General features: G+C 72.7%; 13 protein-coding genes. 11 read left to right on the top strand and 2 right to left on the bottom strand.

Features of this window, described 5'->3' with window-relative positions:
• Positions 1-92 precede the first annotated feature (92 nt).
• The 9 genes from ahcY to secA all read left to right on the top strand — a co-directional run bounded on the left by ahcY (position 93) and on the right by secA (position 13,329).
• Positions 93-1,541, top strand: coding sequence for an adenosylhomocysteinase (ahcY, locus tag QWY29_RS12925; protein ID WP_439117434.1), 1,449 nt, complete (start codon positions 93-95; stop codon positions 1,539-1,541).
• Positions 1,542-1,635: 94 nt separating this feature from the next.
• Positions 1,636-2,349 (top strand): MtrAB system response regulator MtrA, encoded by a 714-nt coding sequence (gene mtrA / locus QWY29_RS12920; protein ID WP_300961430.1) that lies wholly within the window; start codon positions 1,636-1,638, stop codon positions 2,347-2,349.
• Positions 2,318-3,991: an MtrAB system histidine kinase MtrB gene (gene mtrB, locus QWY29_RS12915; RefSeq protein WP_439117428.1), complete on the top strand. Its 1,674-nt coding sequence runs from the start codon at positions 2,318-2,320 to the stop codon at positions 3,989-3,991. Before mtrA ends, mtrB begins: the two co-directional genes overlap by 32 nt.
• The gene (locus QWY29_RS12910; RefSeq protein WP_300961428.1) at positions 3,988-5,727 is read left to right on the top strand and encodes an LpqB family beta-propeller domain-containing protein; all 1,740 of its coding nucleotides are present in this window, start codon (positions 3,988-3,990) and stop codon (positions 5,725-5,727) included. The genes mtrB and QWY29_RS12910 overlap by 4 nt, the downstream gene beginning before the upstream one ends.
• 65 nt (positions 5,728-5,792) lie before the next feature.
• Positions 5,793-6,515 carry a ComF family protein gene (locus tag QWY29_RS12905; protein ID WP_300961427.1) on the top strand — a complete coding sequence of 241 codons (723 nt, stop codon included), beginning with the start codon at positions 5,793-5,795 and terminating at the stop codon, positions 6,513-6,515.
• Between the two features lie 453 nt (positions 6,516-6,968).
• Complete coding sequence (gene hpf / locus QWY29_RS12900; protein WP_300961426.1) at positions 6,969-7,598, top strand: ribosome hibernation-promoting factor, HPF/YfiA family; 630 nt, start codon at positions 6,969-6,971, stop codon at positions 7,596-7,598.
• A 205-nt stretch (positions 7,599-7,803) separates the two neighbouring features.
• Positions 7,804-8,496 carry a response regulator gene (locus QWY29_RS12895; RefSeq protein WP_300961425.1) on the top strand — a complete coding sequence of 231 codons (693 nt, stop codon included), beginning with the start codon at positions 7,804-7,806 and terminating at the stop codon, positions 8,494-8,496.
• Between the two features lie 725 nt (positions 8,497-9,221).
• Positions 9,222-10,439: a winged helix-turn-helix domain-containing protein gene (locus tag QWY29_RS12890; RefSeq protein ID WP_300961424.1), complete on the top strand. Its 1,218-nt coding sequence runs from the start codon at positions 9,222-9,224 to the stop codon at positions 10,437-10,439.
• Between the two features lie 73 nt (positions 10,440-10,512).
• Positions 10,513-13,329: a preprotein translocase subunit SecA gene (gene secA, locus QWY29_RS12885; protein WP_300961423.1), complete on the top strand. Its 2,817-nt coding sequence runs from the start codon at positions 10,513-10,515 to the stop codon at positions 13,327-13,329.
• A gap of 249 nt (positions 13,330-13,578) precedes the next feature.
• Here the strand turns inward: secA and QWY29_RS12880 are convergent, their stop codons facing one another.
• Both QWY29_RS12880 and QWY29_RS12875 read right to left on the bottom strand, forming a co-directional pair.
• Positions 13,579-14,118 (bottom strand): Rv3235 family protein, encoded by a 540-nt coding sequence (locus QWY29_RS12880; protein WP_300961422.1) that lies wholly within the window; start codon positions 14,116-14,118, stop codon positions 13,579-13,581.
• Entirely contained in the window at positions 14,115-14,828 is a 714-nt protein-coding gene (locus QWY29_RS12875; RefSeq protein WP_300961421.1) for a LysM peptidoglycan-binding domain-containing protein, read from the bottom strand. The genes QWY29_RS12880 and QWY29_RS12875 overlap by 4 nt, the downstream gene beginning before the upstream one ends.
• Before the next feature lie 195 nt (positions 14,829-15,023).
• Here QWY29_RS12875 and QWY29_RS12870 point away from each other — a divergent pair, with 195 nt between their 5' ends.
• Both QWY29_RS12870 and QWY29_RS12865 read left to right on the top strand, forming a co-directional pair.
• Positions 15,024-16,463 (top strand): APC family permease, encoded by a 1,440-nt coding sequence (locus QWY29_RS12870; RefSeq protein ID WP_300961420.1) that lies wholly within the window; start codon positions 15,024-15,026, stop codon positions 16,461-16,463.
• On the top strand, positions 16,463-16,948 hold the full coding sequence (locus QWY29_RS12865; RefSeq protein WP_300961419.1) for a universal stress protein: 486 nt from the start codon (positions 16,463-16,465) through the stop codon (positions 16,946-16,948). The genes QWY29_RS12870 and QWY29_RS12865 overlap by 1 nt, the downstream gene beginning before the upstream one ends.
• The last annotated feature ends 48 nt before the right edge of the window (positions 16,949-16,996 follow it).

Below are 16,996 nucleotides of genomic sequence, written 5' to 3'. Positions count from 1 at the left end.
CCAAGAATGGTGAAGGCGCGTCGAGGATTCCTGCTCGTTCGGGCGCGCGTCCTACGCTCGAGGAGATGTCCGCCGCACTCCCAGGAGCACCCATGGACCACAAGGTCGCCGACCTGAGCCTGGCCGATTTCGGCCGCACCGAGATCGAGCTCGCCGAGCACGAGATGCCCGGCCTGATGGCCATGCGTGAGCGGTACGCCGCCGAGCAGCCGCTCGCGGGTGCTCGGATCGCGGGCTCGCTGCACATGACGATCCAGACGGCCGTCCTCATCGAGACGCTCGTCGCGCTCGGCGCCGAGGTCCGTTGGGCCTCCTGCAACATCTTCTCCACCCAGGACCACGCCGCCGCCGCGATCGCGGTCGGCCCCAACGGCACGCCGGAGGACCCCCAGGGCGTCCCGGTCTTCGCCTGGAAGGGCGAGTCGCTGGAGGAGTACTGGTGGTGCACCCAGCAGATCCTGCAGTGGCCCGACGTGGACGGCGAGAAGCGCTTCGCCAACATGATCCTCGACGACGGCGGCGACGCGACCCTGCTGGTCCACCTCGGTGTCGAGGCGGAGAAGAAGGGCGAGGCGCCCGACCCGGCCACCGCCACCAGCACCGAGCAGCGGATCATCTTCGAGGTCCTCAACAAGTCCCTCGCCGAGAGCCAGGACCGCTGGACCTCGATCGCCGCCGAGCTCAAGGGCGTCACCGAGGAGACCACCACCGGTGTGCTCCGCCTCTACGACATGATGCGCGAGGGCTCGCTGCTCTTCCCGGCGATCAACGTCAACGACTCGGTCACCAAGTCGAAGTTCGACAACAAGTACGGCTGCCGTCACTCGCTCATCGACGGCATCAACCGCGCCACCGACGTCCTCATGGGCGGCAAGGTCGCGGTCGTCTGCGGCTACGGCGACGTCGGCAAGGGCTGCGCGGAGTCGCTGCGCGGCCAGGGCGCCCGCGTCATCGTCACCGAGATCGATCCGATCTGCGCGCTGCAGGCGGCCATGGACGGCTACCAGGTCTCGACCCTGGACGACGTCGTCGAGACCGCCGACATCATCATCACCGCGACCGGCAACAAGGACGTCGTCACCGTCGACCAGATGCGCCGGATGAAGCAGAACGCGATCCTCGGCAACATCGGCCACTTCGACAACGAGATCGACATGGCCGGCCTGGAGACCTTCCCCGGCGTCGTCCGCAAGAACGTCAAGCCGCAGGTCGACGTCTGGACCTTCCCCGAGGGCGAGGGCAACGCGATCATCGTGCTCTCCGAGGGCCGCCTGATGAACCTCGGCAACGCGACCGGCCACCCGTCGTTCGTCATGTCGAACTCCTTCACCAACCAGGTGCTGGCCCAGATCGAGCTGTTCACCAAGCCCGAGGAGTACCCGGTCGGCGTCTACGTGCTGCCCAAGCACCTCGACGAGGAGGTCGCCCGCCTCCACCTCGACGCGCTCGGCGTGAGGCTGACGACCCTCTCGGACTCGCAGGCGTCGTACCTCGGCGTCGACGTCGCGGGGCCCTACAAGTCCGACCAGTACCGCTACTGATCGACCTCGTCGGCGCGTTCCGCGCGCCACACCGCAGCAGCCCCCGGCTCCGAGGAGTCGGGGGCTGCTGCGTCCGGCTGGCAGGATTGACCCCATGAGCCAGGCCGGCACCGTGAACCCGCTCGACGCGAAGGGGCGGATCCTCGTCGTCGACGACGACGCCTCCCTCGCGGAGATGCTCACGATCGTCCTGCGCCAGGAGGGCTTCGACAGCCGGATGGTCACCCGCGGCGACCAGGCGCTGGCGGCGTTCCGCGACTACCGCCCCGACCTCGTCCTGCTCGACCTGATGCTGCCGGGCAAGGACGGCATCGACGTGTGCAAGGAGATCCGCGGCGAGTCCGGCGTGCCGATCGTGATGCTGACCGCGAAGGGCGACACGGTCGACGTCGTCGTCGGCCTGGAGTCCGGCGCCGACGACTACGTGGTCAAGCCGTTCAAGCCCAAGGAGCTCATCGCCCGCATCCGCGCCCGGGTACGCCGCCTGGACTCCACCTCGCAGGCCGAGACGCTCACCATCGGCGACCTGTCCATCGACGTGGCCGGCCACTCCGTGAGCCGGGCCGGCCGGCCGATCAGCCTCACGCCGCTCGAGTTCGACCTGCTGGTCGCGCTCGCGCGCAAGCCCTGGCAGGTCTTCAGCCGCGAGGTGCTGCTCGAGCAGGTCTGGGGCTACCGCCACGCGGCCGACACCCGGCTGGTCAACGTGCACGTCCAGCGGCTGCGCTCCAAGGTCGAGCACGACCCCGAGAACCCCGAGATCGTGGTGACCGTCCGTGGCGTCGGGTACAAGGCCGGCAACGCCTGAGCGCGGCCCGTCGGCCCGGCGCAGCCTCGCTGCCACCGTCCGGCGCGGCCTGACGTTCTGGCGCCGCTCGATCCAGGCCCGCGTCGTGGCCTCGACGCTGGTGCTCTCCGCGGTCGTCGTCAGCGGCGTCGGCTGGTTCCTGCTCCAGCAGACCCGAGACGGCCTGCTGGAGAACCGCGTTGACGCGGTCGTCGCCGAGGCCGACAACGAGTCCGCAGAGGCCGTCGAGCGGCTGGTCGCGGTGCCGGGCACCGAGACCGACGCCAGCACCCAGGCCTCCGAGCTGGCCACCCCGATCATCGCGCGCGGCGAGACCCGCGGCTTCGACGTGGTGCTGGGCGGGCCGGGCAGCAACGAGGACGGGCTGGCGGGCGCCGGGAGCATCTACACCCCGGGCCTGGACACCTCGAGCGTGCCGCAGTCGCTGCTCGACCACTTCGCGACCAGCGCCGACACCGCCTGGACCTACTCCGCGATCCGCACCGTCGACGAGCGCGGGCAGGTCACCTCCTCGGCCCCGGGCATCGTCGTGGGCTCGCAGGTGCGGCTGCCCTCGGACGGGCGGGCCTGGACGATGTACTTCCTCTTCCCGCTGGAGGAGGAGCAGGACACGCTCGCGCTGGTCACCCGCGCGCTGCTCACCGCCGGCGGCCTCCTGCTCGTGCTGGTCGCGGGGCTGACCTGGCTGGTCACCCGCCAGGTCGTCACCCCGATCCGGATGGCCCGTCGCGTGGCGGAGCGGCTCGCCGCCGGCCGCCTCCAGGAGCGGATGCGTGTCTCCGGCGAGGACGACCTGGCGCGCCTGGCGCTGTCGTTCAACCAGATGGCCAGCAACCTCCAGCGCCAGATCCGCCAGCTCGAGGAGCTGAGCCGCGTGCAGCGCCGCTTCGTCTCCGACGTCTCCCACGAGCTGCGCACCCCGCTGACCACCGTGCGGATGGCCGGCGACGTGCTCCACGACGCGCGCGGCGACTTCGACCCGGTCACCGCCCGCGCCGCCGAGCTGCTGCAGACCGAGCTGGACCGGTTCGAGACGCTGCTCGTGGACCTGCTCGAGATCAGCCGCTTCGACGCCGGTGCTGCCGTCCTCGACCTCGACGACGTCAACCTCGTCGACGTGGCCCACAGGGTCGTCGACCGCAACCGGGCGCTCGCCGAGCAACGCGGGGTGACCCTCACCGTCAGCGCCCCGCCGCACCCGTGCCTCGCGGAGGCCGACGTACGCCGCGTGGAGCGCATCGTGCGCAACCTCGTCACCAACGCGATCGACCACGCCGGACCGCCGGAGCGCGGCCGGTCCCGTGTCGTCGTCCACGTCGCGGGCGACGACCACTCCGCCGCCGTGGCCGTGCGCGACTACGGCATCGGGCTGGCGCCGGGGGAGTCGGCGCTGGTGTTCAACCGGTTCTGGCGCGCCGACCCGGCCCGGGCCCGCACCAGCGGCGGCACCGGCCTGGGCCTGTCGATCTCGCTGGAGGACACCCACCTGCACGGCGGCTGGCTCCAGGCGTGGGGCCGCGTCGACGAGGGGGCGCAGTTCCGCGTGACCCTGCCGCGCCGCGCCGGGTCGCCCTTGCGCCACAGCCCGCTGCCGCTGGTGCCGACCGACGCCCGCGAGCGCCTGGCGGAGGCGACCCCGTGAGGCGGCGCGCGGCGGCGCTGCTCGCCCTCCTGGTGCTGGCCGGCCTGACCGGCTGCGTCTCGCTGCCCGACGACGGGCCGGTCGTGGAGACCGGCAGCGGCGTCGGCTCCGGCGAGGCGGCGGGGCAGTACTACTTCGACCCGCCGCCCCCGCCGGACGGCGCCTCGTCGGCCGAGGTCGTCGACCGGTTCCTCGACGCGATGACGGCCTTCCCGATCACCACGTCGGTGGCCCGGCAGTACCTCACGCCGGAGTTCCGCGAGTCGTGGAGCCCCAAGGACGGGATCATCACCTACGACGACTTCCTCGCCCCGCGCGGCAGCTCGCGGGTCACGGTCACCCTCGTCGGCGCCGAGCGGCTCGACGGCACCGGGCGCTGGCGCGGGCCGCTGCCGGCGTACGACGAGACCCTGACGTTCCCCGTCGAGCTGGTCGACGGGCAGAACCGGATCGCGTCCGCCCCCGACGCGCTCGTCGTGCCGCAGTCGTGGTTCGAGCAGCGCTACCAGCGGGTGACGCTCTACTACTTCGACCCCAACGCGCGGGTGCTGGTGCCCGAGCCGGCCTTCGTGCCGCGCGGGGACCAGCTGGTCAGCAACCTGGTCTCCGCGCTGCTCGGCGGGCCCGGGCCCCAGCTGTCGAGGGTGGCGACGACGTTCCTGCCTGCGGGGTCGACCGTGGAGCTCTCGGTGCCGGTCGGCGACGTCGTCGACATCGCCATCGACGCCTCCGGCTCCGCGCCCGCGCCGACCGACGAGGCGGTGCGGCTCGTCGTCGCCCAGCTGGCGTGGACGCTGCGGCAGGTGCCGACGATCGAGCAGTTCCGGGTGTCCATCGACGGCCGGCCCCTGCAGCTGCCGGGGGGCATCACCGAGTTCGGCGTCGCCGAGGGCGCGCGCTACGACCCGGCCGGCTACCAGGCGTCGGGCTGGCTCTACGCGCTGCGCGACGGGGTGCTCGTCGCGGGCGCCCCCGACTCGCTGCAGGCCACCGACGGGCCCTTCGGCGCCGAGGACCTCGGCATCCGTTCCTTCGCCGTCGACGTCGCCTCCACCACCGTCGCCGCGGTGACCGAGAGCGGCACGACGGTCCTGCGCGCGCCGGTCCGCGGCGGCGAGCAGGCCACCACCACCCCCGTGGTCAGCGGCGCGACCGACCTGCTGCCGCCGGCCTGGGACGCCAGCGGACGGCTGTGGCTCGTCGACCGCACAGCCACCGGCGCCCGCGTCTCGACCCAGGTCGGCGACGAGGACCCGGTGGAGCTCCGCGTGCCCGGCATCAGCGGCTCGGACGTGCGCTCGTTCCTCGTCTCCCGCGACGGCTCCCGCGTCGTCGCGGTCGTGCGCACCTCGACCGGCGACCAGGTGCGCGTCAGCCGGGTCCGCTACGCGCAGAACCGGCTGCTCTCGGCCTCCGCCTCGCAGCGGCTCACCTGGGAGGGCGGCGAGGAGGTCCGCATCCGCGACCTCGCCTGGCGCACCCCGACGTCGGTCGCCGTGCTGCACCGGGTCGCCGACGAGCTCTTCGAGGTCCGCACGCTCTCGGTCGACGGCGCGCCCGCCGGGGCGCAGGTCTCGGCGAGCACGCTGCGCGGGCGGTACGTCGCGCTCACCGGCACCCCGGTCGTCGGCGACACGCTCTGGGCGGTCACCCGCACCGGTCTGGTCGACACCTCCTCCACCCGCGAGGTCGTCGAGCTGTCCGAGGGGGAGGGCCCGGTCCGGTACGTCGGCTGACGGCTCCTCCACAGGGCCCGGCCGGCCCGGTTGCCCGGCGCCGCGGGGCCGGTCAGGCTCGGGTGGTGCTCGACGCCGCGGCCGACCTGCTGCTCGGCGGCCGGTGCGCCGGGTGCGAGCGGCCCGGCCGGGTGCTGTGCGAGGAGTGCCGCGCCGGCCTGCCCACCGACGCGCGGCCCGCGTGGCCGACCCCGGTGCCGGCCGGCCTCGTCGCGCCGTGGGCGGCGGCGGCGTACGACGGCGTGGTGCGCAGCCTGGTTCTCGGCCTGAAGGAGCGGCGGCTGCTCGGGCTGGCCCGCCCGCTCGCCGGGCTGCTCGCGGCGGCCGCCGGCGCCGCGGCCGAGGCGCAGGTGCCGTCCGGCCCCGTCGTGCTCGTGCCGGTCCCGTCGCGACCCTCGACCGTCCGCGCCCGCGGCCACGACCCGACGTACGCCGTGACCGCGGGCGCCGCCGCCCGCCTGCGCGCCACCGGGGTCGACGCCGTGGCCGTGCGGCTGCTGCGGACCCGGCCCGGGGTGGTCGACCAGGCGGGCCTCGGCGCGACCGCCCGGGCCGCCAACCTCGCCGGCTCGATGACCTGCCCGGACGCCGGTCTGCGGCGGCTGCGCCGGCGCCGCACGCACGCCTCGGTCGTGGTCTGCGACGACGTGCTCACCACCGGCGCGACGGCCCGCGAGGCGCAGCGGGCGCTGCAGGCGGTCGGCCTGCACGTGGCCGCGGTGGCCGCCGTCGCAGCGACGCGCCGCCGGTTCCCGGTGGCCCACGCGGGCGTGTCGGCGGGCGGCTGAGGAGATGGGTGGTGGCCCCACTACCGGTGTCGTGGGTCACCGACTAACGTCTCTGTATGGAGTCCGTCCGGGTCCGTGGTTGCACCGTCTCGGTGCGGGTCCCGACGAGGGCCCGGACCGGTCGGCTAGCCGATGCCAGTCGCAGGCGAAACGGTCCACGTAAGACGCGACCCGGGTCCGCCCGGGTCCGTCGATCACGGTGCGGCTTAGTAGTAAGACCTGCCTCGCCCCGGCCACCAGATGTGGCCGACGGCGGGAGAGGGCCGGTAGTGGCGGAGAAGCTGCGGAAGCCCCAGCAGGCGGTTGTGGGGTCGAAGACCAGGTCGGCCGGACGGACTCCTCCCACTCGTGCCACGCACGGTGCGCCCCCGGCGCACCAGGCGTGCATGTCGCGCTGCCCACAGGAGGCCGCGCGAGAGGGCTGAAGCAACCAACTGTCACCAGGAGGTAGACATGGAAGTTGTCGTCACAGGTCGCCACTGCGAGCTGTCCGAGCGGTTCCGCGAGCATGCTGCGGAGAAGCTGTCCCGACTCGAGAAGCACGATCACCGCATCATGCGGGTGCACGTGGAGGTGGACTGCGAGCCCAACCGCCGCCAGCAGGACAAGGCCGTCCGCGTCGAGCTGACCGCCTTCTCCAAGGGCCCCGTCGTCCGCGCCGAGGCGGCAGCGGACGACAAGATGGGTGCCCTCGACCTGGCGCTGGACAAGATGGCCGCCCAGATGCGTCGGGCGGCCGACCGCCGGCGGGTGCACCGCGGCCAGAAGACGCCCGTCTCGGTCGGGCAGGCGCTCGCCGACATCGAGGCGATCACCACCACCCCCGAGGTCCCCGAGGCCGACGAGACCCTCGAGCGCCAGGTCGGCCCGATCGCCGTCATGGGCGACGGACCGCTGGTCGTGCGGGAGAAGACCCACCCCGCCAGCCCCATGACGCTCGACCAGGCCCTCTACGAGATGGAGCTGGTCGGGCACGACTTCTACCTGTTCGTCGACAAGGAGAGCGAGCGGCCCTCGGTGGTCTACCGGCGTCGCGGCTACGACTACGGCGTGCTCTCCCTGGACCTCGGCCCGCAGGAGTAGCACCGCAGGAGTAGCACCGCAGGAGTAGAACCGCAGGAGTAGCACCGCACGAGCACCGCGGCAGCGGCCCACCGGCCGCACCCGCACGGCGTACGACGGGGTGGCCCGAACGGGTCACCCCGTCGGCGTGTCCGGGTCCGTCCGGGCCAGGACCGCACCCCCCGAACGGGGCCGCAGCCCCGCCCGCGCGTGCCATGATGCCCCGGTGGCGGAACAGAGCACGGCCGCAGCTCCCGGGGCTGCCGAGCCGATCCGGGTGCTGGTGGTCGACGACCAGGAGCTCTTCCGACGGGGGCTGACGATGCTGCTCACCGTCGAGGAGGGCATCGAGGTCGTCGGCGAGGCGGGCGACGGCGTCGAGGGCACCACCTTCGCCGCGACCACCGCCCCCGACGTGGTCCTCCTCGACATCCGGATGCCCAAGCGCACCGGTATCGAGGCCTGCCGCGCCATCAAGGAGGCCGTCCCGTCGGCGAAGATCATCATGCTGACGGTCTCCGACGAGGAGGCCGACCTCTACGAGGCGGTCAAGTCCGGCGCCTCCGGCTACCTGCTCAAGGACTCCTCCATCGAGGAGGTCGCCCAGGCCGTCCGCGTCGTCGCCGACGGCCAGTCGCTGATCAGCCCCTCGATGGCGGTCAAGCTGATCGACGAGTTCAAGCAGATGTCGCGTCCCGAGCGTGAGCACGTCCCCGGCCTGCGGCTCACCGAGCGCGAGCTGGAGGTGCTGCGGCTCGTGGCCAAGGGCATGAACAACCGCGAGATCGCCAAGCAGCTGTTCATCTCCGAGAACACCGTCAAGAACCACGTGCGCAACATCCTCGAGAAGCTCCAGCTCCACTCCCGCATGGAGGCGGTCATGTACGCCGTCCGCGAGAAGCTCCTCGACCTGCCCTAGCCCCACCCCCGCCCGGCCGGTCCCTCCGGTTGGTTGAGGAGGTTCCGCCAGGAACCGTCTCGAGACCCCGCCACCGCTGGTCGAGCAGCGAGCGCCGCCACCGCTGGTCGAGCAGCGAGCGCCAGCCGGTGGGTTGAGGAAGGCGCGCAGCGCCTGTCTCGAAACCGAGCGTCGACGATACCCCGTGAGTCGACTGCGGCCTCGGGGACGCGGTTCCGCCTGCGGCGGGCAAGGTGTTGGCTCCCGCGTCGCTCTGCGGTCTGGCTGCGCGGGTGCGCGGTGCCGCCCGGGGCGGCCGGGGGCGCTTCCGGCTCCCGCCGGGGGCGGGGGCCCGGTCTACCAGGCCTGCGCTCGTGCCTCGCTCCGGCCCGCCAGACCCAACCACGACCGGGCCCCCACCCCCGGCTCTGCCTCCAGCGCCGAGGGCCGCCCCGGTCGGCCCCGCGCCTGGTGCGGCCGATCCGCGATGGGGTACGCCGGGTGTGGGGGTCGGGGCCTGCGGCTCCCGCCGGACGGGCAGGCCCGGTCAACCAGGGCCTCCGCTCGTTCCTCGCTCCGGCCCCGCCAGACCCATCCACGACCGGGCCTGCCCGCCCGTCGTCCGCCTCCGGCCCCGACCCGCGCGGCGTACCGGGTCCGCGGCCGGCCTCCGGCGCGGCGGCGGCCGGGGGAGTCGAGGACGCGCCGTCTCCCGTCCGTCGGTGCGCCCCTCTAGCCTCGGGCAGGTGACCGAGCAGCTGTCCCGCGCGCAGGCGCGCCGCGTGGCGCTGGCGGCCCAGGGGTTCCTCGACCCGCGCCACACGGTCCCGACGATGCGGACGTTCAGCCGGACGCTGGAGCGGACCGGGGTGCTGCAGGTCGACTCGGTCAACGTGCTGGAGCGGGCGCACCGGATGCCGTTGTACTCGCGGATGGGGCCCTACGACGTGGGGCTGTTGCAGCGGGCGGCCGAGCGGCGTCCGCGGCGGGTGGTGGAGTACTGGGCGCACGTGCAGGCCTTCATGCCCGTCGAGCTGTGGCCGCACATGCAGCACCGGATGGAGGAGTACCGCGCGCTGCGGGGCAAGTGGTGGCGCGACGTGCCCGAGGACCTGGTGGCCCAGGTGCTCGCGGAGGTGCGGGCCCGGGGTGCCAGCACCGCGCGGGCGCTCGAGCCGGTGCTCGGCGACGACGCCCCGCGCAGCAAGGAGCACTGGGGATGGAACTGGTCGGCCGCCCGCAAGGCGCTCGACCAGCTGTTCATGACCGGGGAGCTGGCGATCGCGGCGCGGACGCCGTCGTTCGAGCCGGTCTACGACCTGCCCGAGCGGGTGCTGCCGGCCGAGGTGCTCGCCGCGCCGACGCCCACGCCGGACGAGGCCGCGCGCGAGCTGGTGCGGCGGGCGGCCCGGTCCCACGGGGTGGCGACGGCGCCGTGCCTGCGCGACTACTACCGGATGGGCGTCGAGGAGACCCGGCGCGCCGTCGCGGAGCTGGTGGAGGCCGGCGAGCTGCTGCGGGCCCGGGTCGAGGGGTGGGACCGCCCGGCGTACCTCCACCGCGACGCTCGCCGCCCCCGCCGCGTCGACGCCCGGGCGCTGCTGAGCCCCTTCGACCCGGTCGTGTGGGAGCGCGAGCGCACCGAGCGGATCTTCGGGTTCCGCTACCGCATCGAGATCTACGTGCCGGCCCACAAGCGGGTGCACGGCTACTACGTGCTGCCGTTCCTGCTGGGGGACCGGCTGGTGGGGCGGGTCGACCTCAAGGCCGACCGGGCCACCGGCCGGCTCCTCGTCAAGGGCGCGTACGCCGAGCCCGACGCGCCGCCGGAGACGGCGCCGGAGCTGGTGGTCGAGCTCCGCCGGCTGGCCGGCTGGCTGGGCCTGGACGCCGACGACCCCGTCGTCGTGGAGCCGCGGGGCGACCTCGCCGAGGTGCTCGCCCGGTTGCTGCGTTCCGGTTAGGGACGGCTCGACCCCGTGGGTAGAGTTGCGGCGCCGACCGCTCGGCTTCCCACCGCTTAGGAGTTGTACCCCCGTGCCCGTGATCCTCGACAAGCTCCTCCGCATCGGCGAGGGCAAGATCCTGCGCCAGCTGGAGACCATCGCCAAGGCCGTCAACGCCATCGAGGACGACTTTGTCGCGATGACCGACGAGCAGCTGCAGGCGATGACCGGCGAGCTGAAGCAGCGCCACGAGAACGGTGAGTCGCTCGACGACCTCATGCCGGAGGCGTTCGCCACCGTCCGCGAGGCGGCCAAGCGCGTGATCGGCCAGCGTCACTACGACGTCCAGGTCATGGGTGGCGCGGCGCTGCACCTGGGCAACATCGCCGAGATGAAGACCGGTGAGGGCAAGACGCTGGTCGCGACCCTCCCGTCGTACCTCAACGCGCTGTCCGGCAAGGGCGTCCACGTCGTCACCGTCAACGACTACCTGGCCAAGTACCAGGCCGAGATGATGGGCCGGATCCACGCCTTCCTCGGGCTGACGACCGGCGTGATCCTGCCGGAGATGCGCCCGGCGGAGCGGCGCGAGGCCTACGGCTGCGACATCACCTACGGCACCAACAACGAGCTCGGCTTCGACTACCTGCGCGACAACATGTCCTCCGCCCTGGAGGACTGCGTCCAGCGCGGCCACAACTTCGCCGTCGTCGACGAGGTCGACTCGATCCTCATCGACGAGGCGCGGACCCCGCTGATCATCAGCGGTCCGACCCAGGACGAGGTCAAGTGGTACGGCGAGTTCGCCAAGATCGCGCGCAAGCTGGAGAAGGACTTCGACTACGAGGTCGACGAGAAGAAGCGGACCATCTCGGTGCTCGAGCCGGGCATCACCAAGGTGGAGGACCACCTGGGGATCGACAACCTCTACGAGTCGGTCAACACCCCGCTCATCTCCTTCATGAACAACTGCGTGAAGGCCAAGGAGCTGTTCCGCCGCGACAAGGAGTACGTCGTGCAGGACGGCGAGGTGCTCATCGTCGACGAGCACACCGGCCGCATGCTCGCGGGTCGCCGCTACAACGACGGCCTGCACCAGGCGATCGAGGCCAAGGAGGGCGTCGAGGTCCGCGAGGAGTACCAGACGCTCGCGACCGTCACGCTGCAGAACTACTTCCGCCTCTACGAGAAGCTCTCCGGCATGACCGGCACGGCGATGACCGAGGCCAGCGAGTTCGACAAGATCTACAAGCTCGGCGTGGTCCCGATCCCGACCAACAAGCCGATGGCCCGCATCGACCAGCCCGACCTCGTCTACCGCACCGAGGAGGCTAAGTACGACGCGGTCGTGGAGGACATCGCCGACCGGCACGGCAAGGGCCAGCCGATCCTCGTCGGCACCGTCTCGGTCGAGAAGTCCGAGCACCTGTCCGCCAAGCTCAAGCGCCGCGGCATCCCGCACACCGTGCTGAACGCCAAGGTGCACGCCGACGAGGCGAAGATCGTCGCGATGGCCGGTCACAAGGGCTCGGTCACCGTCGCCACCAACATGGCCGGTCGAGGCACCGACATCATGCTCGGTGGCTCGGTGGAGTTCCTCGCCGACGCCGAGCTGCGCAAGCGCGGCCTCGAGCCCGCCGGCGACACGGCCGAGGAGTACGACGCCGCCTGGCCCGAGACCGTCGAGCGCATCAAGCGCCAGGTCGGCACCGAGCACGACGAGGTCAAGGAGATCGGCGGCCTCTACGTCATCGGCACGGAGCGCCACGAGTCGCGCCGCATCGACAACCAGCTGCGGGGTCGTTCCGGGCGTCAGGGCGACCCGGGCGAGTCCCGCTTCTACCTGTCGCTGCAGGACGAGCTCATGCGGCTGTTCAAGTCCGACTGGGTCGACCGGGTGCTCCAGGTCCTCAAGATCCCGGACGACGTCCCGATCGAGAACAAGCGGGTCACGAGCGCGATCGCCAACGCCCAGGGCCAGGTCGAGTCGCAGAACTTCGAGTCCCGCAAGAACGTCCTGAAGTACGACGACGTCATGGACCGCCAGCGCAAGGTGGTCTACACCGAGCGCCGCGCGGTCCTCGAGGGCGCGGACCTGAAGGACCAGATCCGCACCTTCATCGACGACGTCGTCGAGGGGTACGTCGCCGGGTCGCTCGCCGACTTCGCCGAGGAGTGGGACCTCGAGCAGCTGTGGACCGACCTCGGCCAGCTGTGGCCGGTCTCGGTCGACCACGAGAAGCTCGTCGCCGACGCGGGCGGGACCGCCGCCCTCGACCGCGACGACCTGGTCAAGCTGCTCCGCGAGGACGCCCACGCGGCGTACGACCGGCGCGAGCAGGAGAACGGCGAGGAGGTCATGCGCGAGCTCGAGCGGCGCGTGCTCCTCTCGGTCCTCGACCGCAAGTGGCGCGAGCACCTCTACGAGATGGACTACCTGCGCGAGGGCATCTACCTGCGGGCCTACTCCCAGCGCGACCCGCTCGTGGAGTACCAGCGCGAGGGCTTCGACATGTTCGCCGCGATGATGGACGGCATCAAGGAGGAGGCCGTCGGCTTCCTGTTCAACCTCGAGGTCCAGGTCGAGGAGGAGCCGGCGCCCACGCTGTCGGTCGCCGAAGGACTGCAGTCCCCGGTCGGCCAGGTCGCCGAGGGCGCTCCCGCCGAGCACGCGCCGCACATCCGCGCGAAGGGCCTCGACGCCCCCGCGCGGCCGCAGCAGTTGGCCTACTCCGCCCCCACCGTCGACGGCGAGGCCGAGGTGGCCACCCGCGTCGAGCAGGAGGAGGACGAGTTCTCCGGCACCGGTCGCAACGACCGCTGCCCCTGCGGCTCGGGCAAGAAGTTCAAGCAGTGCCACGGCGCTCCGGGTGGCCCCACCGGCCACGCCGCCCGCGTCAACGGCTGACCTCAGTCAGCCCCGCACGCCGGCTCGGTCCCTCGGGACCGGGCCGGCGTTCGTCGTTCCCGACCCGCCCCCGCCACCCGCTTGTTGAGCAGGGAGCCCTGGCGAGCGTCGTCGAAACCCGGTGACCGTGGTCGCGGCCCTGCGCCCCTCACCGGGTCTCGACCCGGCCGTCGCGACCTCGTTCCTCGGTCGCGGCCTTGCTCGGCCTGCCTTCGCGACGGACCGAGCTCGTTCCTCGCTCGGTCCTGCTCAGGCAAAGTCGAGGGCGGTGCAGACCCAGCGGAGCGGGCCGTCCTTCGCGGGGCGCTCCTCGAAGCGGGCGGCGACGGCGCGGGACCGCGCGCCGTACCGCACGTGGATGCTGGTCTCGACGGCGTCGGCGCTGACGAAGCAGCTGTGCACGCTGAGCACCTTCGGGCGGACCGGCTGCACCCGGCCGAGGCCGGGGCGGTGGGCGCCGGCGCGGGCGACGAGGCAGGCGCGGCGCTCGAGGTCGGCGTACACCTCGGTCGTGGTCCAGCGCAGCAGCTGGGTGATCGGACGGTCCCCGCCGACGATCTCGACCGCCGCCTGGGCGAAGCGCCGCGACCACTGCTCGAGCGCGCGGCGCCGTCGTAGGTCGACGGGGACCACGCCGGCCGTGCCGCTGCTCTCCGGGCCGTGGGCGGCCGGCGGGTCGAGCCGCGGGCTGAGGTCGAGGGCGAGCGTGCCCTGGACGGAGGTGGGCAGGGCGGGGCGCGGGAAGGTGAGGACGTTCTCGCGGCGCTCGTGGGTCGGCGATGGGGTCATGACGGGTCTCCTCGGTGCGCGACCGGCGGCAGGTGCAGCCGCTGGCCGGGGTGGATGAGGTCCGGGTCGTCCCCGATGACGGCCCGGTTGAGCTGGTGGAGGCGGTGCCAGCGACGGGTGACGTCGGCGGCGCCCGCGGTGGGGGAGAGGTCGGCCGCGGCAAGGGACCACAGGGTGTCGCCGGTGCGTACGACGTGGGTGCGGGTCGCGCGCGCCGGGGCGGCGCCGTGGTTGGGAGCGGACGCGGTGGCCGACCGCACCGCCTCGGCGACCCACGCCGCGGTGGAGGTCGCCCGGTCCGGCACCGGCAGCCCGTGCCGGGCCTGGACGGTGTGCGGCGGCTCGCCGGCCGAGGCGGCGCCGACGGGCGCGACGAGCGCGACGCCGCAGGCGGCGAGCACCACGGTGCGCAGCACCCGCGGCACGCCCCGGCCGACGTTCTCGACGGCACCGGCACGGGCGCGGGTGTGGCCGGGGCGGCTCAGCGCCTCGGCGACCACCACGGTCGTCACGAGCCAGAGCCAGACGGCTGCGACGAGGACGACGGCACCGCAGGCGGAGACCAGGAGCTGGTCGAAGCCCGCGCGCCCGCCGGCGACGACGTCGCCGGCGACCGGCAGCGCCGTCGCGGCCAGGCCGCCGAGGGCCGCGGTCGCCGCCGCCTCGACGAGGAGGCAGCGGCCGAGCGAGCCGCGCGTGGGGTCGTCCATCCCGAGATCCGTCCTGTCGAACCATGCGTTTGCGTCCGTTTGCGTCTGCATGAACAAGACAACGCCGGTTCGGTGCGTCCGTCAACCGCTCGTCCACAGCCGTTGACGAGCCCGCGCAGGGCACGGGCCGTTGACAACCCGGGCGCGAGGGAGTGAGGTCTGGACACCACACCCTTCTCGATTCGAGGCTCCGTCGTGGCCCACAGCTCTTCGACCGTCGATGACGACGTGGCAGGCGAGGGCGGTGGCCTCAAGCGGTCCATCACCGGTCTCCAGCTGTTCTTCTACACGCTCGGCGACGTGCTGGGCTCGGGGGTCTACGTCCTCATCGGCCTGGTCGCCGCCGCCGTGGGCGGGGCGTTCTGGTTGGCGTTCGCCGCCGGCGTCTCGGTCGCGGCGATCACGGGATCGGCGTACGCCGAGCTGGTGACGAAGTACCCGCAGGCCGCCGGCTCCTCGTTGTACGTGCAGCGGGCCTTCGGCAACCGGGCGCTCACCTTCCTGGTGACCGTCTCGTTCCTCTCGGCGAGCTTCGCGGCGAGCGGCTCGCTGGCGGCCGGCTTCGCGTCGTACTTCAGCGAGCTGTGGGCCGGGCCGCCGGCGCTGCTGGTGTCGCTGGTCTTCGTCGCCGTCCTCGTGCTCATCAACTACATCGGCATCACCGAGTCGGTGGTGATGAACATGCTGATGACCTTCGTCGAGCTCAGCGGGCTGATCATCGTCATCGGGATCGCGATCTACTTCGTGGCCCAGGGCGATGCCGACTTCGCGACGCTCACCGACATCAGCGTCGCCGGCAACCCCGCGCTGGCCGTGCTGGCCGGCGTCGCGCTCTCCTTCTTCGCCATGACCGGCTTCGAGAACACCGCCAACGTGGCCGAGGAGACCATCGACCCGCACAAGTCGTTCCCGCGCTCCCTCGTCGGGGGCATGGTGGTGGCCGGCGTCGTCTACGTGCTGGTCTCGATGGCGGCGGCGCTGACCGTGCCGATCGACCAGCTCGCGGGCTCCGACGTCGCCCTGCTCGAGGTCGTCAAGCAGGGCATCCTGCCGTTCTCCACCGACGCGATGACGACGATCTTCACCGTCATCGCCCTGGTCGCCATCACCAACACCACCCTGGTCACGCTGGTGACCCAGCCGCGCATTCTCTACGGCATGGCCCACGAGGACGTCGTCCCCGGGGTCTTCGCCAAGGTGCACCCGACCCGTCGCAGCCCGTGGGTCGGCCTGCTCTTCAGCGGCGCGGTCGTCGGCGCCCTGCTCGTCGCCGGCACGCTCGTCCTCGAGGCCGGCGGCAGCCTGGACCTCGTCAACCGCCTGGCGCTGGTGACCGTGGTCTTCCTGCTCGCGATCTACGCGCTCGTCATCGGCACCTGCCTGAAGCTGCGCGGGTGCGACGAGGACGAGCGCGCCTTCCGCGCCAACACGCCGCTGCTCGTCCTGGGCCTGCTCGGCAACCTCGCGATCCTCTACTACGTCATCTACGACGACCCGGCGTCGCTGCTCTGGTGCGCGGCGCTGCTGGCCGTGGGCGGGGTGCTCTACGTGCTCGAGCTCGTCTTCGGCCACCGGTCCGGGCCCGCCGGCACCTCCGGCCCGGCCGACACCTCCGACAGGTTGGGGAACCACTGATGCACGTCATCGTCGCCACCGACGGCTCCAAGCAGTCCCTGGCCGCCGCGCGGCACCTGAAGTCCTTCGCGGACCCCGCCCGGATCACCGACGTCACCGTGGTGGCGGTCATCCGGCCGTTGGCCGCCGTCGCCTTCGCCGACGAGCTCTCCGACGCCCAGGCGCGGCCGGCGTGGGACACGCTGTCCTTCCGCGCCGCGGCGGAGCGCGCCGTCGCGACCGTTGCCGCGGAGTTCGACGGGTGGGGACCGAAGGTGCACAAGCGGGTGCGGTCGGGCTCGCCGGCCAACGAGATCATCAAGGTCGCCCAGCAGTACGACGCCGGGCTGGTGGTCGTGGCCTCCGGGGGCCGGGGGATCAGCGAGAGCGTGCTCGTCGGCAGCACCGCGCAGCGCGTCCAGCACTACGCGCCGTGCCCGGTCCTCGTCGTCCGTCCGCGGCCCCGGAAGTCGCCGAAGACGGCCAGGAAGACCGCTCGTACCTGAGGGCGGGCCCGACACGACCCGGACGCGGAACCCCGGCGGCCGGCGCCG

This window comes from Nocardioides abyssi (assembly GCF_030412915.1).
GTDB lineage: Bacteria > Actinomycetota > Actinomycetes > Propionibacteriales > Nocardioidaceae > Nocardioides > Nocardioides abyssi.
The sequence above is the reverse complement of the archived record's forward strand: the minus strand, read 5'-3'. Positions and strand labels throughout refer to the sequence as shown.